General features: G+C 62.8%; 19 protein-coding genes. 14 read left to right on the top strand and 5 right to left on the bottom strand.

Annotation, left to right across the window (positions count from 1 at the left end; all coding sequences use genetic code 11):
* Positions 1-378: 378 nt before the first annotated feature.
* Positions 379-1,224, bottom strand: a complete 846-nt coding sequence (speE, locus tag ACESL9_RS11675; RefSeq protein WP_372615342.1) for a polyamine aminopropyltransferase — start codon at positions 1,222-1,224, stop codon at positions 379-381.
* Positions 1,221-1,745 (bottom strand): adenosylmethionine decarboxylase, encoded by a 525-nt coding sequence (gene speD, locus ACESL9_RS11670; protein WP_372615343.1) that lies wholly within the window; start codon positions 1,743-1,745, stop codon positions 1,221-1,223. Before speD ends, speE begins: the two co-directional genes overlap by 4 nt.
* A 250-nt stretch (positions 1,746-1,995) precedes the next feature.
* Between speD and ACESL9_RS11665 the strand changes: the two genes are divergently transcribed.
* The 3 genes from ACESL9_RS11665 to rpsI all read left to right on the top strand — a co-directional run bounded on the left by ACESL9_RS11665 (position 1,996) and on the right by rpsI (position 4,028).
* Entirely contained in the window at positions 1,996-2,901 is a 906-nt protein-coding gene (locus tag ACESL9_RS11665) for a DMT family transporter (RefSeq protein ID WP_372615344.1), read from the top strand.
* A gap of 168 nt (positions 2,902-3,069) precedes the next feature.
* Positions 3,070-3,531 carry a 50S ribosomal protein L13 gene (gene rplM, locus ACESL9_RS11660; RefSeq protein WP_372615345.1) on the top strand — a complete coding sequence of 154 codons (462 nt, stop codon included), beginning with the start codon at positions 3,070-3,072 and terminating at the stop codon, positions 3,529-3,531.
* A gap of 5 nt (positions 3,532-3,536) precedes the next feature.
* Positions 3,537-4,028, top strand: coding sequence for a 30S ribosomal protein S9 (rpsI, locus tag ACESL9_RS11655; RefSeq protein ID WP_372674847.1), 492 nt, complete (start codon positions 3,537-3,539; stop codon positions 4,026-4,028).
* A gap of 361 nt (positions 4,029-4,389) precedes the next feature.
* Here rpsI and ACESL9_RS11650 read toward each other — a convergent pair whose 3' ends face one another.
* On the bottom strand, positions 4,390-5,295 hold the full coding sequence (locus tag ACESL9_RS11650; protein ID WP_372613545.1) for a LysR family transcriptional regulator: 906 nt from the start codon (positions 5,293-5,295) through the stop codon (positions 4,390-4,392).
* Positions 5,296-5,502: 207 nt separating this feature from the next.
* On the opposite strand from ACESL9_RS11650, the gene ACESL9_RS11645 reads away from it, so the two are divergent.
* From ACESL9_RS11645 to ACESL9_RS11600, 10 genes are all read left to right on the top strand, one after another.
* Positions 5,503-8,910 (top strand): indolepyruvate ferredoxin oxidoreductase family protein, encoded by a 3,408-nt coding sequence (locus tag ACESL9_RS11645; RefSeq protein WP_372613547.1) that lies wholly within the window; start codon positions 5,503-5,505, stop codon positions 8,908-8,910.
* Between the two features lie 143 nt (positions 8,911-9,053).
* Positions 9,054-9,929, top strand: coding sequence for a lysophospholipid acyltransferase family protein (locus ACESL9_RS11640; protein ID WP_372613549.1), 876 nt, complete (start codon positions 9,054-9,056; stop codon positions 9,927-9,929).
* A 14-nt stretch (positions 9,930-9,943) separates the two neighbouring features.
* Positions 9,944-10,756 (top strand): glutamate racemase, encoded by an 813-nt coding sequence (murI, locus tag ACESL9_RS11635; protein WP_372613551.1) that lies wholly within the window; start codon positions 9,944-9,946, stop codon positions 10,754-10,756.
* Positions 10,757-10,811: 55 nt separating this feature from the next.
* On the top strand, positions 10,812-11,840 hold the full coding sequence (gene argC, locus ACESL9_RS11630) for an N-acetyl-gamma-glutamyl-phosphate reductase (protein WP_372613553.1): 1,029 nt from the start codon (positions 10,812-10,814) through the stop codon (positions 11,838-11,840).
* 24 nt (positions 11,841-11,864) lie between these two features.
* A complete protein-coding gene (gene ccmE / locus ACESL9_RS11625; protein WP_372613555.1) occupies positions 11,865-12,311 on the top strand; it encodes a cytochrome c maturation protein CcmE in 447 nt (148 codons plus the stop codon).
* 59 nt (positions 12,312-12,370) lie between these two features.
* Positions 12,371-12,982, top strand: a complete 612-nt coding sequence (locus ACESL9_RS11620) for a holin-associated N-acetylmuramidase (RefSeq protein WP_372613557.1) — start codon at positions 12,371-12,373, stop codon at positions 12,980-12,982.
* Positions 12,973-13,563, top strand: coding sequence for a holin family protein (locus ACESL9_RS11615; protein ID WP_372613559.1), 591 nt, complete (start codon positions 12,973-12,975; stop codon positions 13,561-13,563). The genes ACESL9_RS11620 and ACESL9_RS11615 overlap by 10 nt, the downstream gene beginning before the upstream one ends.
* A 90-nt stretch (positions 13,564-13,653) precedes the next feature.
* Positions 13,654-15,621, top strand: coding sequence for a heme lyase CcmF/NrfE family subunit (locus ACESL9_RS11610; RefSeq protein WP_372613561.1), 1,968 nt, complete (start codon positions 13,654-13,656; stop codon positions 15,619-15,621).
* Positions 15,618-16,070: a cytochrome c-type biogenesis protein CcmH gene (locus ACESL9_RS11605; RefSeq protein ID WP_372613563.1), complete on the top strand. Its 453-nt coding sequence runs from the start codon at positions 15,618-15,620 to the stop codon at positions 16,068-16,070. The genes ACESL9_RS11610 and ACESL9_RS11605 overlap by 4 nt, the downstream gene beginning before the upstream one ends.
* A gap of 75 nt (positions 16,071-16,145) precedes the next feature.
* The gene (locus ACESL9_RS11600) at positions 16,146-16,922 is read left to right on the top strand and encodes an enoyl-CoA hydratase-related protein (protein WP_372613642.1); all 777 of its coding nucleotides are present in this window, start codon (positions 16,146-16,148) and stop codon (positions 16,920-16,922) included.
* Between the two features lie 71 nt (positions 16,923-16,993).
* Here ACESL9_RS11600 and gltA read toward each other — a convergent pair whose 3' ends face one another.
* Complete coding sequence (gene gltA / locus ACESL9_RS11595; protein ID WP_372613565.1) at positions 16,994-18,289, bottom strand: citrate synthase; 1,296 nt, start codon at positions 18,287-18,289, stop codon at positions 16,994-16,996.
* Positions 18,290-18,373: 84 nt separating this feature from the next.
* Positions 18,374-19,777, bottom strand: a complete 1,404-nt coding sequence (gene gltX / locus ACESL9_RS11590) for a glutamate--tRNA ligase (protein ID WP_372613567.1) — start codon at positions 19,775-19,777, stop codon at positions 18,374-18,376.
* Positions 19,778-19,853: 76 nt separating this feature from the next.
* Here gltX and ACESL9_RS11585 point away from each other — a divergent pair.
* A partial coding sequence (locus ACESL9_RS11585; RefSeq protein WP_372674846.1) for a ComEC/Rec2 family competence protein occupies positions 19,854-20,998 on the top strand: 1,145 nt, incomplete at its 3' end.

Raw genomic sequence — 20,998 nt, 5'->3', positions numbered from 1 at the left:
CGAACCCACCTCGCCCGGGGCGCTTGCGGCCCGGGCAGCGCCCGCCCCGCCCGTCGTGCCAGCGGCACGCCTTTGGCGTGACGGCGGGCGCTTCGCACCCACCCCGGGGCAGGCGCCGCCCTTTTGTTGGATGTTGGCGCAAAAGATCAAGTATGGTGACATATCGAGACTCGGGTGGCCCCCCCGCCCGGAACAGCGGCGGAGCCGCCCGGGCAGCACACGGCCGTCCCCGGGCCGGGTGCTTTTGACGGGTTGCGCATCACTTCGGGTCGGGGATGACGTTGCGGGATAAAGTGCCCTGTGCCGATGGTGTGCGCACCCGACCGCGGCCGTGTGCTGCCCTCTCGCTCGCCCTTCTTTATCGCCAAGCCCTTCCGGTCAGGGAATCAGCCGCTGCACATAGCCGGGCAGGGCGAAGGCGGCCCGGTGCACGGCGGGGGTGTAGTAGAACGGTGTGAGCCCCGCGGCCTCGAACCGCCCCTTGAGCACGTCGGGCGGGGTGGCGCGCGCATCGCCGTCGGTGCCCCAGCCAAAGGCCATCGGCCCGCCCGCATAGGTGGGCACGGTGGCGAGGTAGCAGGTGGCGTCGGCAAAGAGCGCGCGGAAGGCGCGCATGGTGTTGGTGAGCTCGTCCGGCTGCAGGAAGGGCACGCCGTTTTGCGTCACCAGAATGCCGTTCGGGGCCAGGGCACGCTTGGCATGGCCATAGAAGGTGTCGGTAAAGAGCACCTCGCCCGGGCCGATGGGGTCGGTGGAATCGACGACGATCACGTCGAAGCCACCCGTGGTGGTTTTCATGAACTCCGCCCCGTCGGCGATGACGAGGTCGAGCCGGGGATCATCGAAGGCGCCCTGGCTGAGGGTGGGCAGGTATTCTTTCGAGAACTCCACCACGCCGGCGTCGATCTCGACCATGGTGACATGTTCGACGCTGGCGTGTTTGAGAACCTCGCGCGCCATGCCGCCATCGCCGCCGCCCACGATCAGCACGCGCCGCGCCGCGCCATGGGCGAGGATCGGCACATGGGTCAGCATCTCGTGATAGATCGCGTTGTCGCCCTCGGTGGTCTGCACCACCCCGTCGAGGGTGAGCACGCGCCCGAAGGTGGGGTTCTCGAACACGCGCAGGCGCTGGTGTCCGGTCTCGCTGTCGTAAAGCAGCCGGTCGATGCGCAGGGATTGCGCGTAATCGGCATGGAGCGTTTCGGTGGACCAGTCGCTCATGCCGCCACCCCCGCCTCAGACACGACGCCTTCGCCGCGTTTGAGTTCGCGGACGCGCACATCGGGCGTGTCGAACGCCGCCTTGAGCACGTCCACGGCCAGCCAGGGCCGGGCGTCACCGCACATGAAGACATCGAAGGCGCCATAACCGATTTCCGGCCATGTATGCACCGAGATATGGCTTTCGGCGAGCACGGCCACGCCAGAGACGCCCTGGGGCGAGAACTTGTGCGTGTGGATGTGCAGAAGCGTCGCGCCGCAGGTGTCCACGCAATCGCGGAACGCCTGCCCGATGCGCGCCTCGTCATCGAGTCCGGTGCCGTTCACCACCTCGATGATGAGATGGGTGCCGGCAAAGACCGACCCGTCGCGGCGGATGAAATGGTCATCGCGGCTGTTGTCGAAAATGTCACGGGCAAAGGGCCCGTCGTCGTTCGCGGCATCGAGACCGCGGGCGGTGTCTTCCTCATGGGCGCCTGTTTCCAGACCGATCCCCAGTTGGAAGAGGTTGGCGTCTTTCATGGCGCTCCCCTTCTTTCCAGCAGATTGAATCCAGTCGGTCCCTTAGCGCCCCCCCGATGCCATCGAAGTTGGGATCGGTCCCGAAAGTGAGGCGCATCTAGGCGGTGTGCCCGAGTCGATCAAGGGAGAAATGGGGGCAGGGGTGATTTTTTCGCTTGCCGGTGTTCCGTTGCGTCGCTTTTGGGGGTGTCCGGGGCGCTTGCCTTGCCCCTGCGGGACAATCGGGTTTGATGGGGCGAGGAGGCGCGCGATGAGCCTGGAGACACTTCATCAGACCGAGTTTCGGCGGGCGCTCAAGGCGATTGGCCTTCTTTTGCTGGCGATCCTGTGCTTCGACGTGATGAGCCTTCTGGTGCGGGTGCTGTCGGCGCGCTATGCCGCGCCGGAGCTTTCGGCCTATCGCAACGTGTTGGGGATCGTGCCGTCGCTGGCGCTCTTGATCTGGACTGGAGAGTTGCGCTTGCGCGGGTCGTCGCTCAGGATCGAGAACTGGCCGCTGGCGGTCGGGCGAGGGGTCGCTGTGGCGCTGGCGCAGCTCTTCTTCTACTCGGCACTGGCGCGGCTGGAACTGGCCACGGTGGCGACGCTGGGCCAGACCAACGCGCTGTTTGTCGTGCTCCTGTCCGTCGTTCTGCTGGGCGAGCGGGTGGGGCCGTGGCGGGTGGCGGCGCTTCTCGTCGGTTTCGTGGGGGTGGTGCTGATCCTCAAGCCGGGGTCCGAGGCGTTCTCGCTGGCCGGGTTGTTGCCGGTCGGTGCGGCGCTTTGCTATGCGCTCTCGATGGTGACGGTGCGGTTTTTCGGGCCGGAAGTGTCGAACGGGTTGCTATACCTCTATTCCTCGGCCGCCGCCGCGGTGGGGGCGATCATACTGGCCGCGTTCACCACCGAGTTCAGCCCGCTGCACAGCCTGGTCGATGCCGGGCTGATCTTCGTGATGGGAGTGCTGGGCGGGATCGGCGTTCTGTTCATGATGCTGGCCTATCGCAGCGCCGCGCCATCGATCCTGGCCCCGTTCGGGTATTTCGGGATCCTGAGCGCCTTTGTCCTTGGCTGGCTGGTCTTTGGCGAGACGCCGGTCGACACGTTGTTTCCCGGCGTCCTGCTGATCGTCGGGGCGGGGGCGCTGATCATGTGGCGGGAAAATCGGCGCGGGTAGTGGGGTAAATAAATACCTTATTTACAAGCGATTGGTTTTGCTGATTTTTTCGTGGTTTAATCCGCTTGACGTGGATCATGGCCTGTATATAACCCGCCCATCACGCCCGCCATCGCCAGACGAGGGCGGTTCAGCGATCAACCGAAACACGATAATGGGGTTTCAAACATGAAAACCTTTTCTGCAACGCCTGCGGATATCGACAAGAAATGGATCCTGATCGACGCCGAGGGCGTTGTTCTGGGCCGTCTTGCCTCGATCGTCGCCACGCGTCTGCGCGGCAAGCACAAGGCCAGCTTCACGCCGCATATGGACATGGGCGACAATGTCATCGTCATCAATGCCGACAAGGTGCAGATGACCGGAAAGAAGCGCACCGACAAGGTGCATTACTGGCACACCGGGTATCCCGGCGGGATCAAGAGCCGGACCGCCGAGCAGATCCTCGAAGGCGCGCATCCCGAGCGGCTGGTGATGCAGGCGGTCAAGCGCATGTTGCCGGGCAATCGCCTGTCGCGCAAGCAGATGACCAACCTGCGCGTCTATGCCGGGGCCGAGCATCCGCATGAGGCACAGAATCCCGATGTGCTGGATGTGAAATCCATGAACAAGAAAAACACGCGGAGCTGAGAGAGATGACCGATCAAGTGAACTCGCTCGAAGAGCTGGGCCAGGTGGCCGAAGCGGCCGCCACCCCCGTTGCGGAAGCCGAAACCCCGCGGGAGCCCGTGCGCGACGAATTTGGACGCTCCTATGCCACCGGCAAGCGCAAGGATGCGGTGGCCCGCGTCTGGATCAAGCCCGGCTCGGGCAAGGTCGTCGTGAACGGCAAGGAAATGGGCAAGTATTTCGCCCGCCCCGTGTTGCAGATGATCCTGCGCCAGCCGTTTTCGGTGGCCGGCGTGGAAGACCAGTTCGACGTGATGGCGACCGTCAAGGGCGGCGGGCTTTCGGGCCAGGCCGGCGCGGTCAAGCACGGCATCTCGAAGGCGCTTCAGCTTTATGATCCGGGCCTGCGCGGCGCGCTCAAGGCCGCAGGCTTCCTGACCCGCGACAGCCGCGTGGTCGAGCGGAAGAAATACGGCAAGCGCAAGGCGCGCCGGAGCTTCCAGTTCTCCAAGCGCTGAGCGTTTCGACGTTTTTTGCAAAGGGCCGCCTTCGGGTGGCCCTTTTCGTTTGGTTTTCCGGTGCGACGGGACGGACGCATGACGTGACGTGATCCGGGTGATCGAATATGCGGCAGAACGGCCCGTTCGCGGCCGATTGCCCCCCGCCGGTGGGGGCCAATGGATGCAAATGGCATCACGAAAAAAAAGGCCGAGCACTAAGCTCGGCCTAAGTCCAACAGGGAGGTATGAAAGTGATGCGATAACCATCGAACATCACCGTCAGAAGTTCAAATAAGTGGCGGACCCTGCACGTTCAAGCCCAATGATGCTGCGACCGCAGCATGGCCGATATGCGGGAGGCGCATATCTGGTTAACCTGTTACTCAGCCGCCTGATTTTTAACGCGTTTGCGATAGATCGTGATCTCTTCCTGCACGAAATCGCGGAATGCGGCGATCCTTTTGGATTGTCGCAACTCTTCGGGATAGGCGAGGAAGACCGGTATGTCGCCCGAGTCGACCTCGGGCAGAACCTGTTGCAGATTCGGAAACTCCTGGATCACGTAATCGGGCAGGACGCCGATCCCCAGATGATGCAGAACACCCTGAAGCACACCGTAGTAGTTGTTCACTGTCAGCAGCGAAGAGATCTCGTTGCTCAAGAGCGCCTGGACCAGCGTGGCGCCCGCGCCGACCTGGGTGGCGCCGACATTCTGGCAGATCAGGCGATGCCTGCTCAGATCCTCGAGGGATTGCGGCGTTCCCGCGCGGGCGAGATACTCGGGCGAGGCGTAGAGCCGCATCCGGACGCTCATGAGGCGTTTGCGGATCAGATCGGCCTGTGAGGGCTCTTTCATGCGGATGGCGACATCGGCCTCGCGCATGGGAAGGTCGAGGACACGCTCTTCGAGCATGAGGTCGATCTTGAGTTCGGGGTATTTCTCGTAAAGGGCGGTCAGGCGGGGCGCGAGCCAGAGCGTGCCGAACCCGGTGGTCGTGGTCACGCGCAACTCGCCGAAAACCTCGTCCTCGCTGTCGCGTATGCGCGCGGTGGCCGCGTCGAGGCGCTTGAGCATGGCGCGGGTTGCATCGAACAGAAGCTCGCCCTGTTCGGTGAGAATCAGCCCGCGCGCATGGCGGTGAAAGAGGGTGGTGTTCAAGGTCTCCTCGAGCGAACGAATCTGTCTGGAGACCGCAGATTGGCTCAGATGGAGCGCATCACCGGCATGGGTGAGCGATCCCGCGTCGGCCACCGCGTGAAATATTCTGAGTTTGTCCCAATCCATGTCCGCAACTTTCCGTAACCTGAGCCTTAATCGCATGAAACGCCATGCAATGGCAGACCTATCCTCACAGAATCGTGGGGGGCGGTTGGAATTTTCCCTTTGTTAGGTCACATATTATGACCTAACATAAGGCTTATGCTTCGGATATGCTTCGGAATGGAGCGGTGTTGACGTCAAGTTCAGCACGAAAGCGACGGGAGGCGCGAGATGAGCAAGCAACAGGTGACATTGCAGGACAGGTACGACCTTGAAAAGTCGCAGGTGCTCTTGAACGGGACACAGGCGCTTGTGCGGCTGATGCTGGCGCAGAAGCAACGCGACATGCAGGCGGGCCTGAACACTGCCGGGTATGTCACGGGCTATCGCGGATCGCCGCTTGGGGCGGTCGATATGCAGATGGCGCGTGCGCAGTCCATACTGACCGAACATGACATCAAGTTCGAGCCGGGGCTGAACGAGGATCTGGCCGCGACGGCGTTATGGGGCAGCCAGCAGGCGGAATTGCGCGGCGAGGGCAAGTTCGACGGTGTTTTCGGTCTGTGGTACGGCAAGGGGCCGGGGGTCGATCGCACCGGCGACGTGATGCGCCATGCCAACATGGCCGGCACCAGCCCGCATGGCGGGGTTCTGATGGCGATGGGTGACGATCATACCGGCGAATCCTCGACCGTGCTGCACCAGAGCGAATGGGCACTGGTCGATGTCTACATGCCGGTGGTGAGCCCGGCCGGTGTGCAGGAGATTCTCGACTACGGGATATACGGGATCGCGCTGTCGCGCTTTGCCGGGGTCTGGGTCGGTCTCAAGACGATGAAGGACACGGTCGAGGCGACCGCGGTGGTGGACGGCCGGCCCGATCGCGTTCAGATTGCCCTGCCGGAATTCGCCATGCCCGAGGGCGGGCTGAATATCCGGCTGGTCGATGACCGGATCGATCAGGAGGCGCGGCTGCTCGACCACAAGCGCTTTGCCGCAGAGGCCTTCGCCTATGCCAACAAGATCGACAAGCGCATCTGGGGCAAGCCGGGCGCGAAGATCGGGCTGGTGAGCCATGGCAAGAACTGGCTCGACCTCGAACATGCGCTCGGGCTTCTGGGGATCGACGAGGCCGAGGCCGAACGGTTGGGCATCACCACCTACAAGGTGGGCCAGGTGTGGCCGCTGGACATGAAGGGGTTCAACGAATGGGCCGAGGGGCTCGACCTGATCATCGTGGTCGAGGAGAAGCGCAAGCTCCTCGAGGTGCAGATCAAGGAGGCGATTTTCGACAACCGCAAGGGGCGGCGGGTCTATGGCTGGAAAAAGGGCCAGTTCGGGGAAGAGCTGTTCCCGACCCGCTGGGCGCTCGATCCCGTCATGGTGGCCGAGAAGCTGGGCAAGATCCTGATCGAGGAAGGCCGCGCCACGGATGGCATCAAGTCCGGGCTGAGCGAGCTGGACGAGGCCAGGCGCGCCGACAATGCCGAGGAAATCACCACGCGCCTTGCCTATTTCTGCTCGGGCTGTCCGCACAATACCTCGACGAAGGTGCCCGAGGGCAGCCGCGCCTATGCCGGGATCGGCTGTCATTTCATGGCGCAATGGATGGATCGCGAAACGCTGGGATACACCCATATGGGCGGCGAGGGCGCCAACTGGATCGGCGAGGCGCCGTTTTCGACGCGCGACCACGTGTTCCAGAACCTGGGCGACGGCACCTATAACCATTCGGGTCTTCAGGCCATCCGCGCGGCCGTCGCGAGTGGTGTAAACATCACCTACAAGATCCTTTACAACGATGCCGTGGCCATGACCGGCGGGCAGACCCACGAGGGCGGGCTCTCGGCGCATCAGATCGCGCGCGAATTGAAGGCATTCGGGATCGAGCATGTGGCCGTTGTGTATGACCAGAAAGAGGATGTGGATTTCTCGGATTTCCCGGCCGGGATCGAGAAACACGAGCGCGCGGATCTCGATGCGGTGCAAGAGAAGTTCCGTGAATACAAGGGTGTATCGGCCATTCTTTACATCCAGACCTGTGCTGCCGAGAAACGCCGCCGCCGCAAGCGCGGCACCTTTCCCGATATCGACAAGCGGGTGTTCATCAACACCGATGTCTGCGAGGGCTGCGGCGATTGCGGGGTGCAATCGAATTGCGTGTCGATCGTGCCGGTCGAGACCGAGCTGGGCCGCAAACGCGCGATCGACCAGTCGTCGTGCAACAAGGATTTCTCGTGTCTCAAGGGGTTCTGTCCGAGTTTCGTGACGCTCGAAGGGGCGAAGGTCAGGAAAGAGGCGACGACCGAGCTTGACCTGCCGGACCTGCCCGAGCCCGAGCTGCCCGCGATCGACGGCACCCACAACGTGGTGATCACCGGGGTCGGTGGCACCGGGGTCGTTACCATCGGTGCTGTTCTGGCACAGGCGGCGCAGATCGACGGGCTGGGCGCGGGCATGATGGAAATGGCCGGGCTGGCGCAGAAGGGCGGCGCGGTGCATATCCATGTGCGCATCGCCAACACGCCCGGTGACATCAACGCGGTGCGCGTGGCCACGGGCGAGGCGCACGCGCTGATCGGCGGCGACCTGGTGGTCAGCGCCGGGGCCAAGACGCTGGGCCTGACCAGCACGGGGCGCACCGGGGCGGTGATCAACAGCCACGAGATCATCACCGGCGATTTTGCCCGCGACACCGAGTTCCGCATCCCGGTGGATCGTCTGGAAGTGCAGTTGCAGGCGCGGCTGCGCGAGCGGCTGGGCCTGTTCGACGCTTCGGACCTGGCGCGGGTCACGCTGGGCGACAGCATCTTTTCCAACATGATGGTGTTCGGCGGGGCGTGGCAGATGGGGCTCATCCCGGTGAGCCGCGAGGCGATCACCGATGCGATCCGCCTCAACGGCGCCGCGATCGACGGCAACCTGAGGGCGTTCGATATCGGGCGTTGGGCGGTTCTGCACCCGCAGGAGGTTGAGAAACTGCTCAGCCCGGATGTCGTCGACAAGCCCAAGACACTGGAGGAGCGCATCGCGTTTCGGGCCGAACATCTCAGGGCCTACCAAAGCAACCGGCTGGCCAAGCGCTATCGCAGACTGGTCGATGGCGTGGAGGATGCACGCCTCAAGGAGGCGGTTGCGAAGGGATATCACAAGGTTCTGGCCTACAAGGACGAATACGAGGTTGCGCGGCTTCACCTGAGCACGCTGGAGAAAGCCAAGTCGGAGTTTGACGGCGACTTCAAGGTCTCCTTCCACCTGGCCCCGCCGCTCCTGTCGAAAGAAGGATCGGACGGGCGACCGATCAAGCGTGAATTCGGGCCCGGCATGGTGAAGTGGTTCAGATTGCTGGCGGGCATGAAGCGTCTGCGCGGCACCGCGCTCGACCCGTTCGGGCGCAGCGAGGAACGCAAGGCGGAACGGGCGATGATCGCGCAATTCGAGGCCGACATGGCCGAGTGGCTGCCCCGTGTTGACGGGTCAAACCGTCACCTGATCGCGGAGCTTGCGGAGCTGCCGCTCAAGGTGCGCGGGTTCGGGCCGGTCAAGGCGGCGAATGCCGAGAAGGCGGCGCAGCGGCGCGAGGAGATCCTGGCCATGCTGAATGGCGCGCCCGAACGGGCCGCGCAGGCGGCGGAGTAACAGGGCCGGGCAACTGCGCCGCGCGGGCAGGGGCCATGACATGACCCGGCGACATGAAACTGTCATGGTCGGTTCGTATCCTTCGCCGGCCGCCGCCATGAGCGTGGCGGCCCGAACCGAACCCGCTCAAGCCGAGTCGAGTGATGAGACAGCGCGACATTGCCCGTGACATTTCCTATGCGCATTCTGCCGAGACCCGTGCCGGGCGCGCCCTGATCCGGATCATGGAGAATGTCACCGGGCGGATCGGTCTCATACGGCGCGCGCAGGGCTATGAATGCGAGATCGCCTCGGGGCGGGATTTCTGGGACGTGATCGTCGAGCGTTACAACCTTCGGCTCAACGTGGTGGAGGGAAGTCTTGCCAATATCCCGGCGAACGGGCCGTTGATCCTGATCGCCAATCATCCTTACGGGATTCTTGACGGGCTCATGATGGGGCACATCCTCAACCGTGCGCGCGGCAATTTCCGAATCCTCGCGCACCATGTCTTTCGCAAGGCAGAAGACCTCAACCGTGTCATCCTTCCGATTTCCTTTGACGGGACCAGGGAAGCGATCCAGCTCAACCTCGAGACGCGAAAGGAAGCGCTGCGCTATCTCGATCAGGGCGGTGCGATCGGGGTTTTCCCGGGCGGCACGGTGAGCACCGCCGCGCGGCCGTTTTCGCGACCGCTCGATCCGGGTTGGCGGGCCTTTACCGCGCGCATGGTCGCCAAGTCCAACGCCACGGTCGTGCCGATATTCTTCGACGGTTCGACCAGCCGGCTTTTCCAGTTGGCCAGCCACCTGCATTACACGCTGCGCATGGGGCTTCTGATCAAGGAGTTTCGCGCGCGGGTGGACACGGATGTGGATGTGGTGATCGGCAAACCGATTTGCCGAAACGCTCTCGACGCGCGTGCCGGGGATTCCAAAGCAATGATGGATTTCCTGCGCAAATCAACCTATGACCTGTCGCCGAGGCCGCTGGATTCGTCCGAATGCGGGTTCGAATTCGAAGAGAATTATCGCGCGTAACCCGGGCAGGGCAGATGGCAATAGGGATTTTCGACAGCGGGCTGGGTGGCCTGACGGTCTGGGATGCGGTGACCCGGCGTCTGCCGGACGTTTCCTTCGTATACATGGCCGACACGGCCCATGCGCCCTATGGCGTGCGGGATCCCGATGACATCTATCAACTGACCTGCGAGGCGGTCGAGCGGCTTTGGGCCGAGGGGTGTGATCTTGTCATCCTTGCCTGCAATACCGCCAGCGCCGCGGCCCTGCGGCGGATGCAGGAAAACTGGGTTCCGCGCGACAAGCGGGTGCTTGGGGTTTTCGTGCCGCTGATCGAGGCGCTGACCGAGCGGCAATGGGGCGACAATTCCCCGCCGCGCGAGGTCGCTGTCAGCAACGTGGCGCTTTTCGCCACGCCGACCACCGTGTCGAGCCGCGCGTTTCAGCGCGAACTGGCCTTTCGCGCCATCGGTGTGGATGTCGAGACGCAGGCCTGTGGCGGGCTCGTGGACGCGATCGAGGAAGGTGACATGATCCTCGCCGAGGCGCTGGTCAGATCCCATGTCGATGCGTTGAAGCGCAAGATGCCCGATCCGCAGGCGGCGGTGCTGGGCTGCACGCATTACCCGCTGCTGGAAAAGGAATTTCAGGCGGCGCTTGGCCCCGGGGTCAAGGTGTTCAGCCAGGCCAACCTGGTGGCCGAGAGCCTTGCCGATTACATCGCGCGTCATCCCGACATGCTCGGACAGCGCGGGGGTGCACGGTTCCTGACCACGGGGGATCCGAAAACCGTGAGCAGCCGCGCCACGCAGTTCCTGCGACGACGAATCGAGTTCGAGGCCGCTTGAGCCTGCCACGCTTTTTCGTCACAACATCACCAGACAACATGAAAAGGGGTTTGTCATGACCCATAAAATCGCCATCCTGGGCGCCTCGGGCTATACGGGGGCCGAGTTGATCCGGCTGATCGCGACCCATGGCGGCATTGAAGTTGCAGCCCTCGGCGCGCATTCCAAGGCCGGGCAGAGCCTGGCGCAGGTGTTTCCGCATCTGCGCCATCTCGATCTGCCCGACATGGTCGGTTTCGACGAGATCGACTTTGACGGGATCGACCTGTGTTTCTGCGCCTTGCCGCACAAGACCAGCCAGGAGGTGATATCGGGCCTGCCCAAGGGCCTGCGGATCGTCGATCTGAGCGCGGATTTCCGGCTGCGTGACCCGGAGGCATATGAAAAGTGGTATGGCAATCCGCATGGCGCCGTCGAGATGCAGAAGGAAGCGGTTTATGGCCTGACCGAGTTCTACCGTGACGAGATCCGCAAGGCGCGGCTGGTGGCGGGCACGGGCTGCAATGCCGCGACGGGGCAATACATGCTGCGCCCGTTGATCGCGGCGGACGTGATCGGGCGCGACGATATCATTCTCGATCTCAAATGCGCGGTGTCGGGGGCTGGGCGGAGCCTCAGGGAAAACCTGCTTCATGCCGAGATGTCCGAGGGCTACAACGCCTATGCCGTGGGCGGCACCCATCGCCACCTCGGTGAGTTCGACCAGGAGTTTTCAAGGCTCGCGGGACGTGAGGTGAAGATCCAGTTCACGCCGCACCTGATTCCGGCCAATCGCGGGATACTGGCCACGGGGTATGTGAGTGGCGATGCCCGGCAGGTGCATGAGGTTCTGACAGCCGCATATGATGCGGAACCCTTTGTCACGGTCCTGCCCTTTGGCGAGACGCCCAGCACGCACCACGTCCGCGGCAGCAATTTCTGTCATGTCGGCGTGACCGGAGACCGTATCGCGGGCCGGGCGATCGTGGTCGCGGCGCTGGATAACCTGACAAAAGGTAGCAGCGGACAGGCCTTGCAGAATGCCAATCTGATGCTAGGTCTGGAAGAGACACAGGGGCTGATGCTGGCGCCCTGTTTCCCGTAACGGGATCACGAGCGAGGTTGAACCATGAAGGGCCTGAAGAAGAAACGCCGTGTGCAGGTGATTTTGCTGGCCGCCGTTGCCCTGGTCATATCCACCGGATTGATTGGTTATGCGATGCGTGATGGCATCAACTTCTTCATGTCGCCCACGCAGGTGATGATGGAACCACCCGCGGAGACCGAGACCATCCGCATCGGCGGGTTGGTCGAGGAGGGCAGCATCGTGCGTGGCCAGGGGGAACTGGTGAGTTTCAACGTCACCGATGGCGGGGAAACGATCCGGGTGACCTATGCCGGGGTCTTGCCGGATCTCTTTGCCGAGAACCAGGGCATGGTCGGGACCGGTCGCTATGTGAAGGGCGAGTTCCAGGCCTCGGAGATCCTTGCCAAGCATGACGAGACCTACATGCCCCGCGAAGTGGTCGACGCCCTGAAGGAGCAGGGTGTCTATCAGGAACCGAACGATAGCTAAAAGCGGCGTTAACCCGTTGCCAGCAGGCTTCTTGCCGAAACCGGTGAGAGGTCAGCAAAATGCGTGCCGTTCGAGAGATCGCCCAAGAGATCGTGACCCGCGAGGGTGGCTTTGTCAGCGATGATGACGACCCCGGTGGCGCCACGAATCATGGCGTGACCATCCACACCATGCGCCGGCTGGGCCTCGATCTCGACAGGGATGGGGACGTGGATGTGGCCGATGTCCGGCGCCTGGGACGCGCGCAGGCCGTGGACATATTCGTGGCGCATTATTTCGAGCGCCCGCGGATCGACCTGTTGCCCGAGGCGCTCTGGCCCAGCGTGTTCGACATGTATGTCAATGCCGGTGCGAATGCCGTGAAGATCCTGCAACGCCTGTTGCGTCAGATGGGCCATGCGGTTGCCGTGGACGGGGTGATCGGCCCGAACACGGCCAGGGCGGCGCATGACGCGGCGCAAGCCGCGCCGCACCATTTCGTCGATTGCTATGGGATCGCGCGCCGCAACTACTATTTCCGGCTTGCCGACAATCGCCCGGCGTCGCGCAAGTTCGCGCGCAGCCGTGCCGGGGGCAAGGGGGGCTGGATAAGGCGCGCGGAGGAGTTCATCGATCCACGCTACCATCTGAGCCGCGAAGAGTTTCGCCAAAGGGTCGAATCATGGGACTGATCGAACGGGTCGTGGCGTTGGTCTTTGGCTATGGCAGGCGGGACTTGAAATCCGTCGCCGAGGTGTTTCGCGAAAATGCCGAAGCGGCCGGACGCCGCGACAGCGAAACACGGGCCAAGGCGATGGCCCAGTTCGGTGGCGAGTTCGCCCTGCCCAGGAAGGGCCTGTTCGACCGGATCATCGACGGACTCAACCGGCTTCCACGACCGGCGCTTGCGTTCGGGACGCTCGGCCTTTTCATCGCGGCGATGGTCGATCCGGTCTGGTTCGCCTCGCGCATGCAGGGGATCGCGCTTGTGCCCGAGCCGCTATGGTGGCTTCTGGGGGCGATCGTGAGCTTTTATTTCGGGGCGCGTCACCAGGCCAAGGGCCAGGAGTTCCAACGCCAGATCAGCCATTCCCTCGCCACCGTTCCGAGGGTTCTGAGCAACCTTGAATGGCTGGAGCAATCGAGAAGCGGGCCGGGTGGAATCGGAGCGGCGGCCGCTGGCACGGATGCGGAGCTTGAACTGGACATCATCGAGCCCGAGGCGAATCCGGCGTTGCAGGCGTGGCAGCGGGAAGCGGATATGGGGCGCTGACGGTGAACCGGCCCTGCCCGCGACAAAGTGAACATGCAATTCGCGCGTTTGTTGTTGGACGTGGCTCGCACCACGTTTATAAACGAAGTCATGATCGCAGAACTCGGACATTTCGCCCTCATCCTGGCCTTCGTGACGGCCTGCCTGCAAACCGTTGTGCCGCTCGTCGGTGCGGACCGGCGATGGCCCGGATGGATGGCCTTTGCCGAGCCCGCGGCGAATGTGCAGTTCTTTCTCACCGTCGTGGCCTTCGCTGCACTGACCTATGCTTTCGTGACCTCGGATTTCTCGTTGCAACTGGTTGTCAACAACAGCCATACCGACAAGCCGTTGATCTACAAGATCACAGGCGTCTGGGGCAATCACGAAGGCTCTATGCTGCTGTGGGTGCTGATTGTCACGCTGTTCGGGGCCATGGCACAATGGTTTGGTGGCAACCTGCCTCCGACATTGCGTGCCCGTATCCTCGCCGTTCAAGGGTCGATCGGCGCGGCCTTCTTTGCGTTCATCCTGTTCACGTCCAATCCGTTCCTGCGCACGGATGTCGCGCCCTTTGACGGGCGCGATCTCAACCCCTTGCTGCAGGACCCGGGCCTGGCCTTTCACCCGCCGTTTCTCTACCTGGGATATGTCGGTCTTTCGATGGCGTTCTCCTTTGCGGTTGCGGCGCTCATCGAAGGGCGCGTGGACGCCGCGTGGGGGCGGTGGGTGCGCCCCTGGACGCTTGCCGCCTGGGTTTTCCTGACCATCGGGATCGGGCTGGGCAGCTGGTGGGCCTATTACGAATTGGGCTGGGGTGGTTTCTGGTTCTGGGACCCGGTCGAGAATGCGAGCTTCATGCCGTGGCTGATCGCTGTCGCCTTGCTGCATTCCTCGGTCGTGGTCGAGAAACGTGAAAGCATGAAAAGCTGGACCGTTCTTCTTGCGATCATCGCATTCGGCTTTTCGCTGCTTGGCGCGTTCATCACCCGGTCCGGAGTTCTCACAAGCGTTCATGCCTTTGCCACCGATCCGGATCGCGGGGTCTTCCTGCTCCTGATCATGGGGCTGTTCGTGGGCGGTGCGCTGACGCTCTTTGCCGCGCGGGCAAGCGTCATGGAGGCCAGGGGGGTTTTCGGACTGGTCAGCCGCGAATCCGCGCTGGTGGCGAACAATATCCTGCTGGTTGTTGCGACCTTTGTCGTGTTCATTGGCACGATATGGCCCCTGATCAGCGAGATGCTGTTCGAGCGCAAGCTGTCTGTCGGCGAGCCGTTCTTCAACCAGGCCTTCACGCCCTTCATGATCATCCTGGGAATGATACTTCCAATCGGGTCCATGTTGCCGTGGAAGCGGGCCCGGATCGGGCGCACGATCCGCGCGCTGTGGCCGGCGCTGGCACTGGCCGTGGCGGTGGCGGCGCTGGTATGGGCGGTGCAATCGGGACGCAGCGCCATGGGGCCGATCGGCATGATGCTGGGCACATGGTTGATGGCCGGTGCAGTGATCGATTTGCTTTCGCGTGCCGGGCGCGGGCGCAATCGACTGCAGCGGTTGACACGGCTGCCGCGCTCGGACTGGGGCAAGGCCGTCGCGCATTCCGGTCTCGGCGTCACGATGGCGGGTATCGCCGGGTTGCTTGCGTGGGAGGTAGAGGACATTCGGGTCGTCCAGACCGGCGAAACCTTCGATGTCAGTGGATACGAGTTCACCCTGAGAGAGGTCGAGCAGGTCCAGGGGCCGAACTACATCTCCACCATGGCCGCGGTCGACGTCGCGCGCGGGGGAGAGCTCGTCACCACCCTGCATCCCGAGAAGCGCGTCTATCCGGTCGCGGGGCAGCCCACGACCGAGGCGGCGATCGACAATGGCTTTCTGCGGGATGTCTATGTCGTGATCGGTGATCCGCAACAGGCGGGTGGCTGGGCGATGCGCGTCTATATCAAACCGCTTGCCAACTGGATCTGGGGCGGGTCTATCCTGATGGCGCTCGGGGGCTTTCTGAGCCTTTCCGACCGGCGTTATCGCGTCGCTGCCGGGGCCAGGAATTCACGTCTGCAAGGAGTTCCTGCCGAATGAGGACCATTCTCCTGATCCTGGTGTTGCTGGCCCATCCCGTGTATGCGGTCCAACCGGACGAGATCCTGGACGACCCCGCGCTCGAAGCGCGGGCGCGGGAGGTGTCAAAGGATCTGCGGTGCCTGGTCTGTCGCAACGAGAGTATCGACGACAGCAACGCAGAGCTTGCCCGCGACATGCGGCTGATGGTCCGCGAGCGGATACTCGAAGGTGACGACAACGAAGAGGTCAAGGAATTCCTTGTCAGTCGCTATGGTGAGTATGTCTTGCTGAAACCGCGCTTTGGCGGGAGCAACTGGATCCTCTGGGGGGCCGGGCCTGGAATGCTGCTTTTTGCGGGGGTCGCCGGGCTGATCTATCTGCGCGGTCGGTCAAGAGCCAAGGCACCCGGCGAGGAAACCCTGAACGAGCAGGAAGCCCAGCGTCTTGAAGAAATCATGAAGACGTGACGCGGGGTTTTGCTTTGCCGACCCGTCTGAATGAGGTTGATTGACCCTCGACCGCTTGGCAGAGGATGACGGATGGTGGACTACAAGGAAATCACCTTCGAGATGTTTGACAGCATTGCTGTTGTCATGCTCGACCGTCCGGACAAGATGAACGCGCTGACATCGCAGATGCGTGCGGAGATCCCTGATGCCATTCACCACGCCGAGACGGATGGGGCCCGGGTGATCGTTCTGACGGGCGCGGGGGGGGCATTTTGTTCGGGCCAGGATCTGGGCGATGCCAATGCCGGTGCGCTCGATCTCGAGCGGGGCCTGCGCGATGAATACAATCCCATGATCAGGGCCATTGTCGAATCGCCGCTGCCCGTCATCGCGGCGGTGAACGGCCCGGCCGCCGGCGCCGGGGCAAACCTCGCCCTCGCGGCGGATGTTGTGATCGCCACCGAAAGCGCCTATTTCCTTCAGGCGTTCACCCGGATCGGTCTCATGCCCGATGCGGGGGGCACATATGTCCTTCCGCGCACCATGGGCATGGCCAAGGCGATGGGCGCGGCACTTTTCGCCGAGAAGATCAGCGCCCGGCAGGCGGATGACTGGGGCATGATCTGGGAGGCGGTTCCCGATGACGCGTTCGAGGCGCATTGGCGTGCGCGGGCGGCGCAACTGGCCGATGGGCCGACGCGCGCCTATGAATTGACCAAGCGCGCGATTCGCGCAAGCTGGGCCAATGATCTCGAGGCACAGCTGGTCAACGAGGCAAAGCTTCAGGGTGAGGCGAGCAAGAGCCGAGATTTCATGGAAGGCGTTGTCGCGTTTCTTGAAAAGCGAAAGGCGCATTTCGAGGGTCGCTGAGGCTTTCCGCTTTGAAAAAAGCCCCGGGGGTGAACACCCCGAGGCCTTTCCTGCCTGATCGCGTCTGTCGCTTACCGGTCTTCGACGTCGATATAGTCGCGGGCCGTTTCCCCGAGATAGAGTTGACGCGGGCGCCCGATCTTGTGGGCCGGGTCCGACAGTTGCTCCTTCCACTGGGAAATCCAGCCAACGGTGCGCGACAGGGCGAAAATCGGGGTGAACATGGAGGTCGGGAATCCCATCGCCTCGAGAATGATGCCCGAGTAGAAATCCACATTCGGAAACAGCTTCTTGTCGGCGAAATAGGGATCTTCCAGCGCCTGTCTCTCAAGCTCCTTGGCGACCTGAAGCACCGGGTTGTTCTCGATTCCGAGCAGGTCGAGCACCTCGTCCGCGGACTGCTTCATCACCTTCGCGCGGGGATCGAAATTCTTGTAGACCCGGTGGCCAAAGCCCATCAGGCGGAACGGATCGTCCTTGTCCTTGGCCCGCGCGATGAATTCGGGAATCCGCTCGACCGAGCCGATTTCCTTGAGCATTTCCAGGCATGCCTGGTTGGCTCCGCCATGGGCGGGGCCCCAGAGGCAGGCAATGCCCGCGGCGATACACGCGAAGGGGTTCGCCCCGGAGGACGAGGCCAGGCGGACGGTGGAGGTCGAGGCGTTCTGCTCGTGATCGGCGTGAAGAATGAAGATGCGATCCATCGCACGCGACAGGATCGGGTCCACCTCGTATTGTTCGGCCGGAACGGCGAAACACATGTGCAGGAAGTTCGAGGCATAGTCGAGATCGTTGCGCGGATACACGAAGGGCTGGCCGATCGAATACTTATAGGCCATGGCCGCGATCGTCGGCATCTTGGCGATCATGCGGTGCGATGCGATTTCGCGCTGGCGCGGGTCGGAAATATCGGTCGAGTCGTGATAGAAGGCCGACATGGCGCCAACAACGCCAACCATGGTTGCCATGGGGTGCGCATCCCGCCGGAAACCACGGAAGAAATTATGCATCTGCTCGTGGATCATGGTGTGGCGCGTGATCGTCGCCTCGAATTCTTCGAGGTCCGATGCCGTGGGCAGATTGCCATAGAGCAGCAGGTAGCAGACTTCGAGGTAATGCGATTTCTCGGCAAGCTGATCGATCGGGTACCCGCGATGCAAAAGCTCGCCCTTGCCGCCATCAATGAAGGTGATGGTGCTGTCGCAGGACGCCGTGGAAGTGTAGCCCGGATCGTAGGTGAAAACACCCGCATCGGCATAGAGTTTCCTGATGTCGATGACATTCGGCCCGGCCGTCGGCGAAAGCAGTGGCAAGTCGTAGGATGTGCCGTCGATGGTCAGTGTCGCGGTCTTGCTGCTATCAGTCATGCTTCTTCCTTCCTGAAGTAACCCCGGCGCGTACCGCTTGGGGCTATACTATGGCTTTTCGGCTTTCTCTACGGTTAAAGCCATTCATGTCTTGGCGGCGTCGGACAGGCGGGCCAGCGATTCTTCGCGCCCCAGAACCAGCATCATGTCGAAAACGCTGGGCGTTGTCGTCCGACCTGCCAAAGCGGCCCTGAGCGGACCCGCGAGCTTGCCGAATTTTGTACCCTTTTCCTCTGCGAACCGGGTCATGACGTGTTCCAGATCAGCACGCGACCAGCTAGCATTTTGCAGATGCGGCGTCAATTCGCCCAGTATACCACGGGATGCAGAATCAAGAATACCGGCTGCTTTCTCAACTGGCTGAATCGGGCGATCCTGAAGAACAAATGCCGCCTTTTCAGTGAGTTCCGGAAAGGTCTTGGCGCGCTCTTTCAGGAATGGCATGGCCGCGCGAAGCAAGTCAACTTTCCGTTCCGGCAAGGCGGGTTGCCCTGTCGCCGCCCGAAAAGCCTGCAACTCCTGCAGCAATGCAGCATCATCCGATGCGGCCATGTGCATTCCGCAGATATTCTCTAGCTTCTTGAAATCGAAGCGGGCAGGGGCACGTCCGATCCCTTCGAGATCGAACCATTCGATGGCTTGCGCATCCGTAAAGAACTCGTCGTCGCCATGGCTCCATCCCAGGCGGGCGAGATAATTGCGAAGGCCGGCCGCCGGATAGCCCATGGCCTGGTATTCTTCCACACCGAGCGCACCATGCCGCTTTGACAGTTTCTTTCCGTCTGGCCCGTGAATGAGGGGAATATGCGCCCAGACCGGCACGTGCCAGCCCATGGCCTGGTAAATCAGCTGTTGTCGCGCCGCATTGTTGAGGTGGTCATCCCCCCGGATGACGTGGGTCACGCCCATGTCGTGATCATCGACAACAACCGCGAGCATGTAGACCGGCGTGCCATCCGACCGCAAGAGCACCATGTCATCGAGCTGATCGTTGCGGATCGTGACATCGCCCTGAACCTTGTCGCGAATGACGGTCACGCCTTCGCGCGGGGCCCTCAGGCGCACGACATGGGGCCGATCGGGATGCGTGGCCGGGTCTGTATCGCGCCACGGGCTTTGAAAATGCGTCGATTGCTTCTCTGCGCGGGCACGTTCGCGGAACGCTTCGATCTCTTCCTGGGTTGAGAAGCACTTGTAGGCCTGCCCCGTCTCCAGCATCGTCCGGGCGACCTCGGCATGGCGTTCGGCGCAAGAGAACTGGCTCACGACATCCCCGTCATGCTCCAGCCCGAGCCATGAAAGCCCCTTGAGGATCGCTTCGGTCGCCTCGACGGTCGAACGTGCCCGGTCGGTGTCTTCGATCCGAAGCAGGAACCTTCCATTGCGCCCGCGCGCAAAGAGCCAGTTGAACAGGGCCGTGCGCGCACCGCCGATATGCAGGAATCCGGTCGGTGACGGGGCAAAGCGTGTGACGACATCTTCGGTCATGGGCGTTAATCTTTCGGTAACCATGGCTGGATAGGCTCGGTGCCTGTCTAATGATCCGCCAAGACAAGGACAAGCCATGCCGCTCGGGGGGCGCATAGAAGCCGCTGTTCTCGCGCAGCGGGGGCACCTCTTTCCCTGGGTTCCCGTCTGCATGGCATTCGGGATCGGCTTGTATTTCGGGCTTCAGGTCGAGCCGCCCCGCCTTGTCCTGCCGGTGATTTCTTGCGGCGTGGTCCTCGGGGCGCTGCTGACCCGGTATGCGGGTGCATTCTGGGCGCCGTTCATCTGGGCGGCGGTCCTTGTGTCTTTCGGGTTCGGTCTGGCCATGACAAGGACGCATATGCTCGAAGGGCCTGTCCTGGGCTGGCGCTATTACGGGCCTGTCGAGGGTCGGGTGATCGGCATTGACCGTTCGGGAAGTGGCGCGACGCGCATCACGCTCGATCAGGTCGTCATGGCGCGCGTTGCGCCGGAGCGGCGGCCGGAGCGTGTGCGAATATCGCTGCATGGAACCGATGGATCGGCCCCGCTTCCCGGCGCAACGATCATCGTGACAGCGCATCTTTCCCCGCCCGGCGGCCCGGTCGAGCCCGGCGGATTTGATTTTCAGCGCCACGCATGGTTCCAGAAGCTGGGTGCGGTGGGCTATGCGCGCACGCCGCTCCTGTTGCTTGAGCCGGCCGGCTCGGAAAAGCTCCTGTTGCGGGCGCGCCTTGCGTTGTCGCAGCATGTCCAGGCCCGCCTGCCAGGTGAGACCGGGGCCTTCGCCGCGGCGATCATGGCCGGGGATCGGGCCGGGATGGGGCCCGATACGCTCGAGGCGCTCAGGGCGTCGAATCTTGCGCATCTTCTGGCGATTTCCGGCCTGCACATGGGGCTTCTGGCCGGGTTCGTCTTTGCGGTTGTCCGGGTCGGACTTGCGGCCGTTCCGCCCCTGGGATTGCGTTTTCCCGGCAAGAAGATCGCGGCGGTGATCGCGCTCGTGTTCGCTGCGGCTTACCTGTCGCTTTCGGGGGGAAATGTCGCGACCGAGCGCGCCTTTGTCATGGTCGCGGTTGCGCTGTTTGCGGTTATTGCCGATCGGCGCGCGATCTCCTTGCGTGCGGTCGGCCTCGCGGCGATGATCATTCTGATCCTGCGGCCCGAAGCCTTGCTCGGTCCGGGTTTCCAGATGTCCTTCGCGGCGACCACCGCTCTTGTCGCGGTCTTCGGTTTGCTTCG

The sequence above is a fragment of the Aquicoccus sp. genome (assembly GCF_041686535.1).
Classification (GTDB): Bacteria; Pseudomonadota; Alphaproteobacteria; order Rhodobacterales; family Rhodobacteraceae; genus Aquicoccus.
This window is presented reverse-complemented; position numbering and strand designations above follow the sequence as displayed.

Excerpts from the sequence above, each read along its gene's own strand:
- speE (WP_372615342.1), bottom strand. The coding sequence starts at position 1,224 with ATGAGCGACTGGTCCACCGAAACGCTCCATGCCGATTACGCGCAATCC.
- speD (WP_372615343.1), bottom strand. The coding sequence starts at position 1,745 with ATGAAAGACGCCAACCTCTTCCAACTGGGGATCGGTCTGGAAACAGGC.
- ACESL9_RS11665 (WP_372615344.1), top strand. The coding sequence starts at position 1,996 with ATGAGCCTGGAGACACTTCATCAGACCGAGTTTCGGCGGGCGCTCAAG.
- rplM (WP_372615345.1), top strand. The coding sequence starts at position 3,070 with ATGAAAACCTTTTCTGCAACGCCTGCGGATATCGACAAGAAATGGATC.
- rpsI (WP_372674847.1), top strand. The coding sequence starts at position 3,537 with ATGACCGATCAAGTGAACTCGCTCGAAGAGCTGGGCCAGGTGGCCGAA.
- ACESL9_RS11650 (WP_372613545.1), bottom strand. The coding sequence starts at position 5,295 with ATGGATTGGGACAAACTCAGAATATTTCACGCGGTGGCCGACGCGGGA.
- ACESL9_RS11645 (WP_372613547.1), top strand. The coding sequence starts at position 5,503 with ATGAGCAAGCAACAGGTGACATTGCAGGACAGGTACGACCTTGAAAAG.
- ACESL9_RS11640 (WP_372613549.1), top strand. The coding sequence starts at position 9,054 with ATGAGACAGCGCGACATTGCCCGTGACATTTCCTATGCGCATTCTGCC.
- murI (WP_372613551.1), top strand. The coding sequence starts at position 9,944 with ATGGCAATAGGGATTTTCGACAGCGGGCTGGGTGGCCTGACGGTCTGG.
- argC (WP_372613553.1), top strand. The coding sequence starts at position 10,812 with ATGACCCATAAAATCGCCATCCTGGGCGCCTCGGGCTATACGGGGGCC.
- ccmE (WP_372613555.1), top strand. The coding sequence starts at position 11,865 with ATGAAGGGCCTGAAGAAGAAACGCCGTGTGCAGGTGATTTTGCTGGCC.
- ACESL9_RS11620 (WP_372613557.1), top strand. The coding sequence starts at position 12,371 with ATGCGTGCCGTTCGAGAGATCGCCCAAGAGATCGTGACCCGCGAGGGT.
- ACESL9_RS11615 (WP_372613559.1), top strand. The coding sequence starts at position 12,973 with ATGGGACTGATCGAACGGGTCGTGGCGTTGGTCTTTGGCTATGGCAGG.
- ACESL9_RS11610 (WP_372613561.1), top strand. The coding sequence starts at position 13,654 with ATGATCGCAGAACTCGGACATTTCGCCCTCATCCTGGCCTTCGTGACG.
- ACESL9_RS11605 (WP_372613563.1), top strand. The coding sequence starts at position 15,618 with ATGAGGACCATTCTCCTGATCCTGGTGTTGCTGGCCCATCCCGTGTAT.
- gltA (WP_372613565.1), bottom strand. The coding sequence starts at position 18,289 with ATGACTGATAGCAGCAAGACCGCGACACTGACCATCGACGGCACATCC.
- gltX (WP_372613567.1), bottom strand. The coding sequence starts at position 19,777 with ATGACCGAAGATGTCGTCACACGCTTTGCCCCGTCACCGACCGGATTC.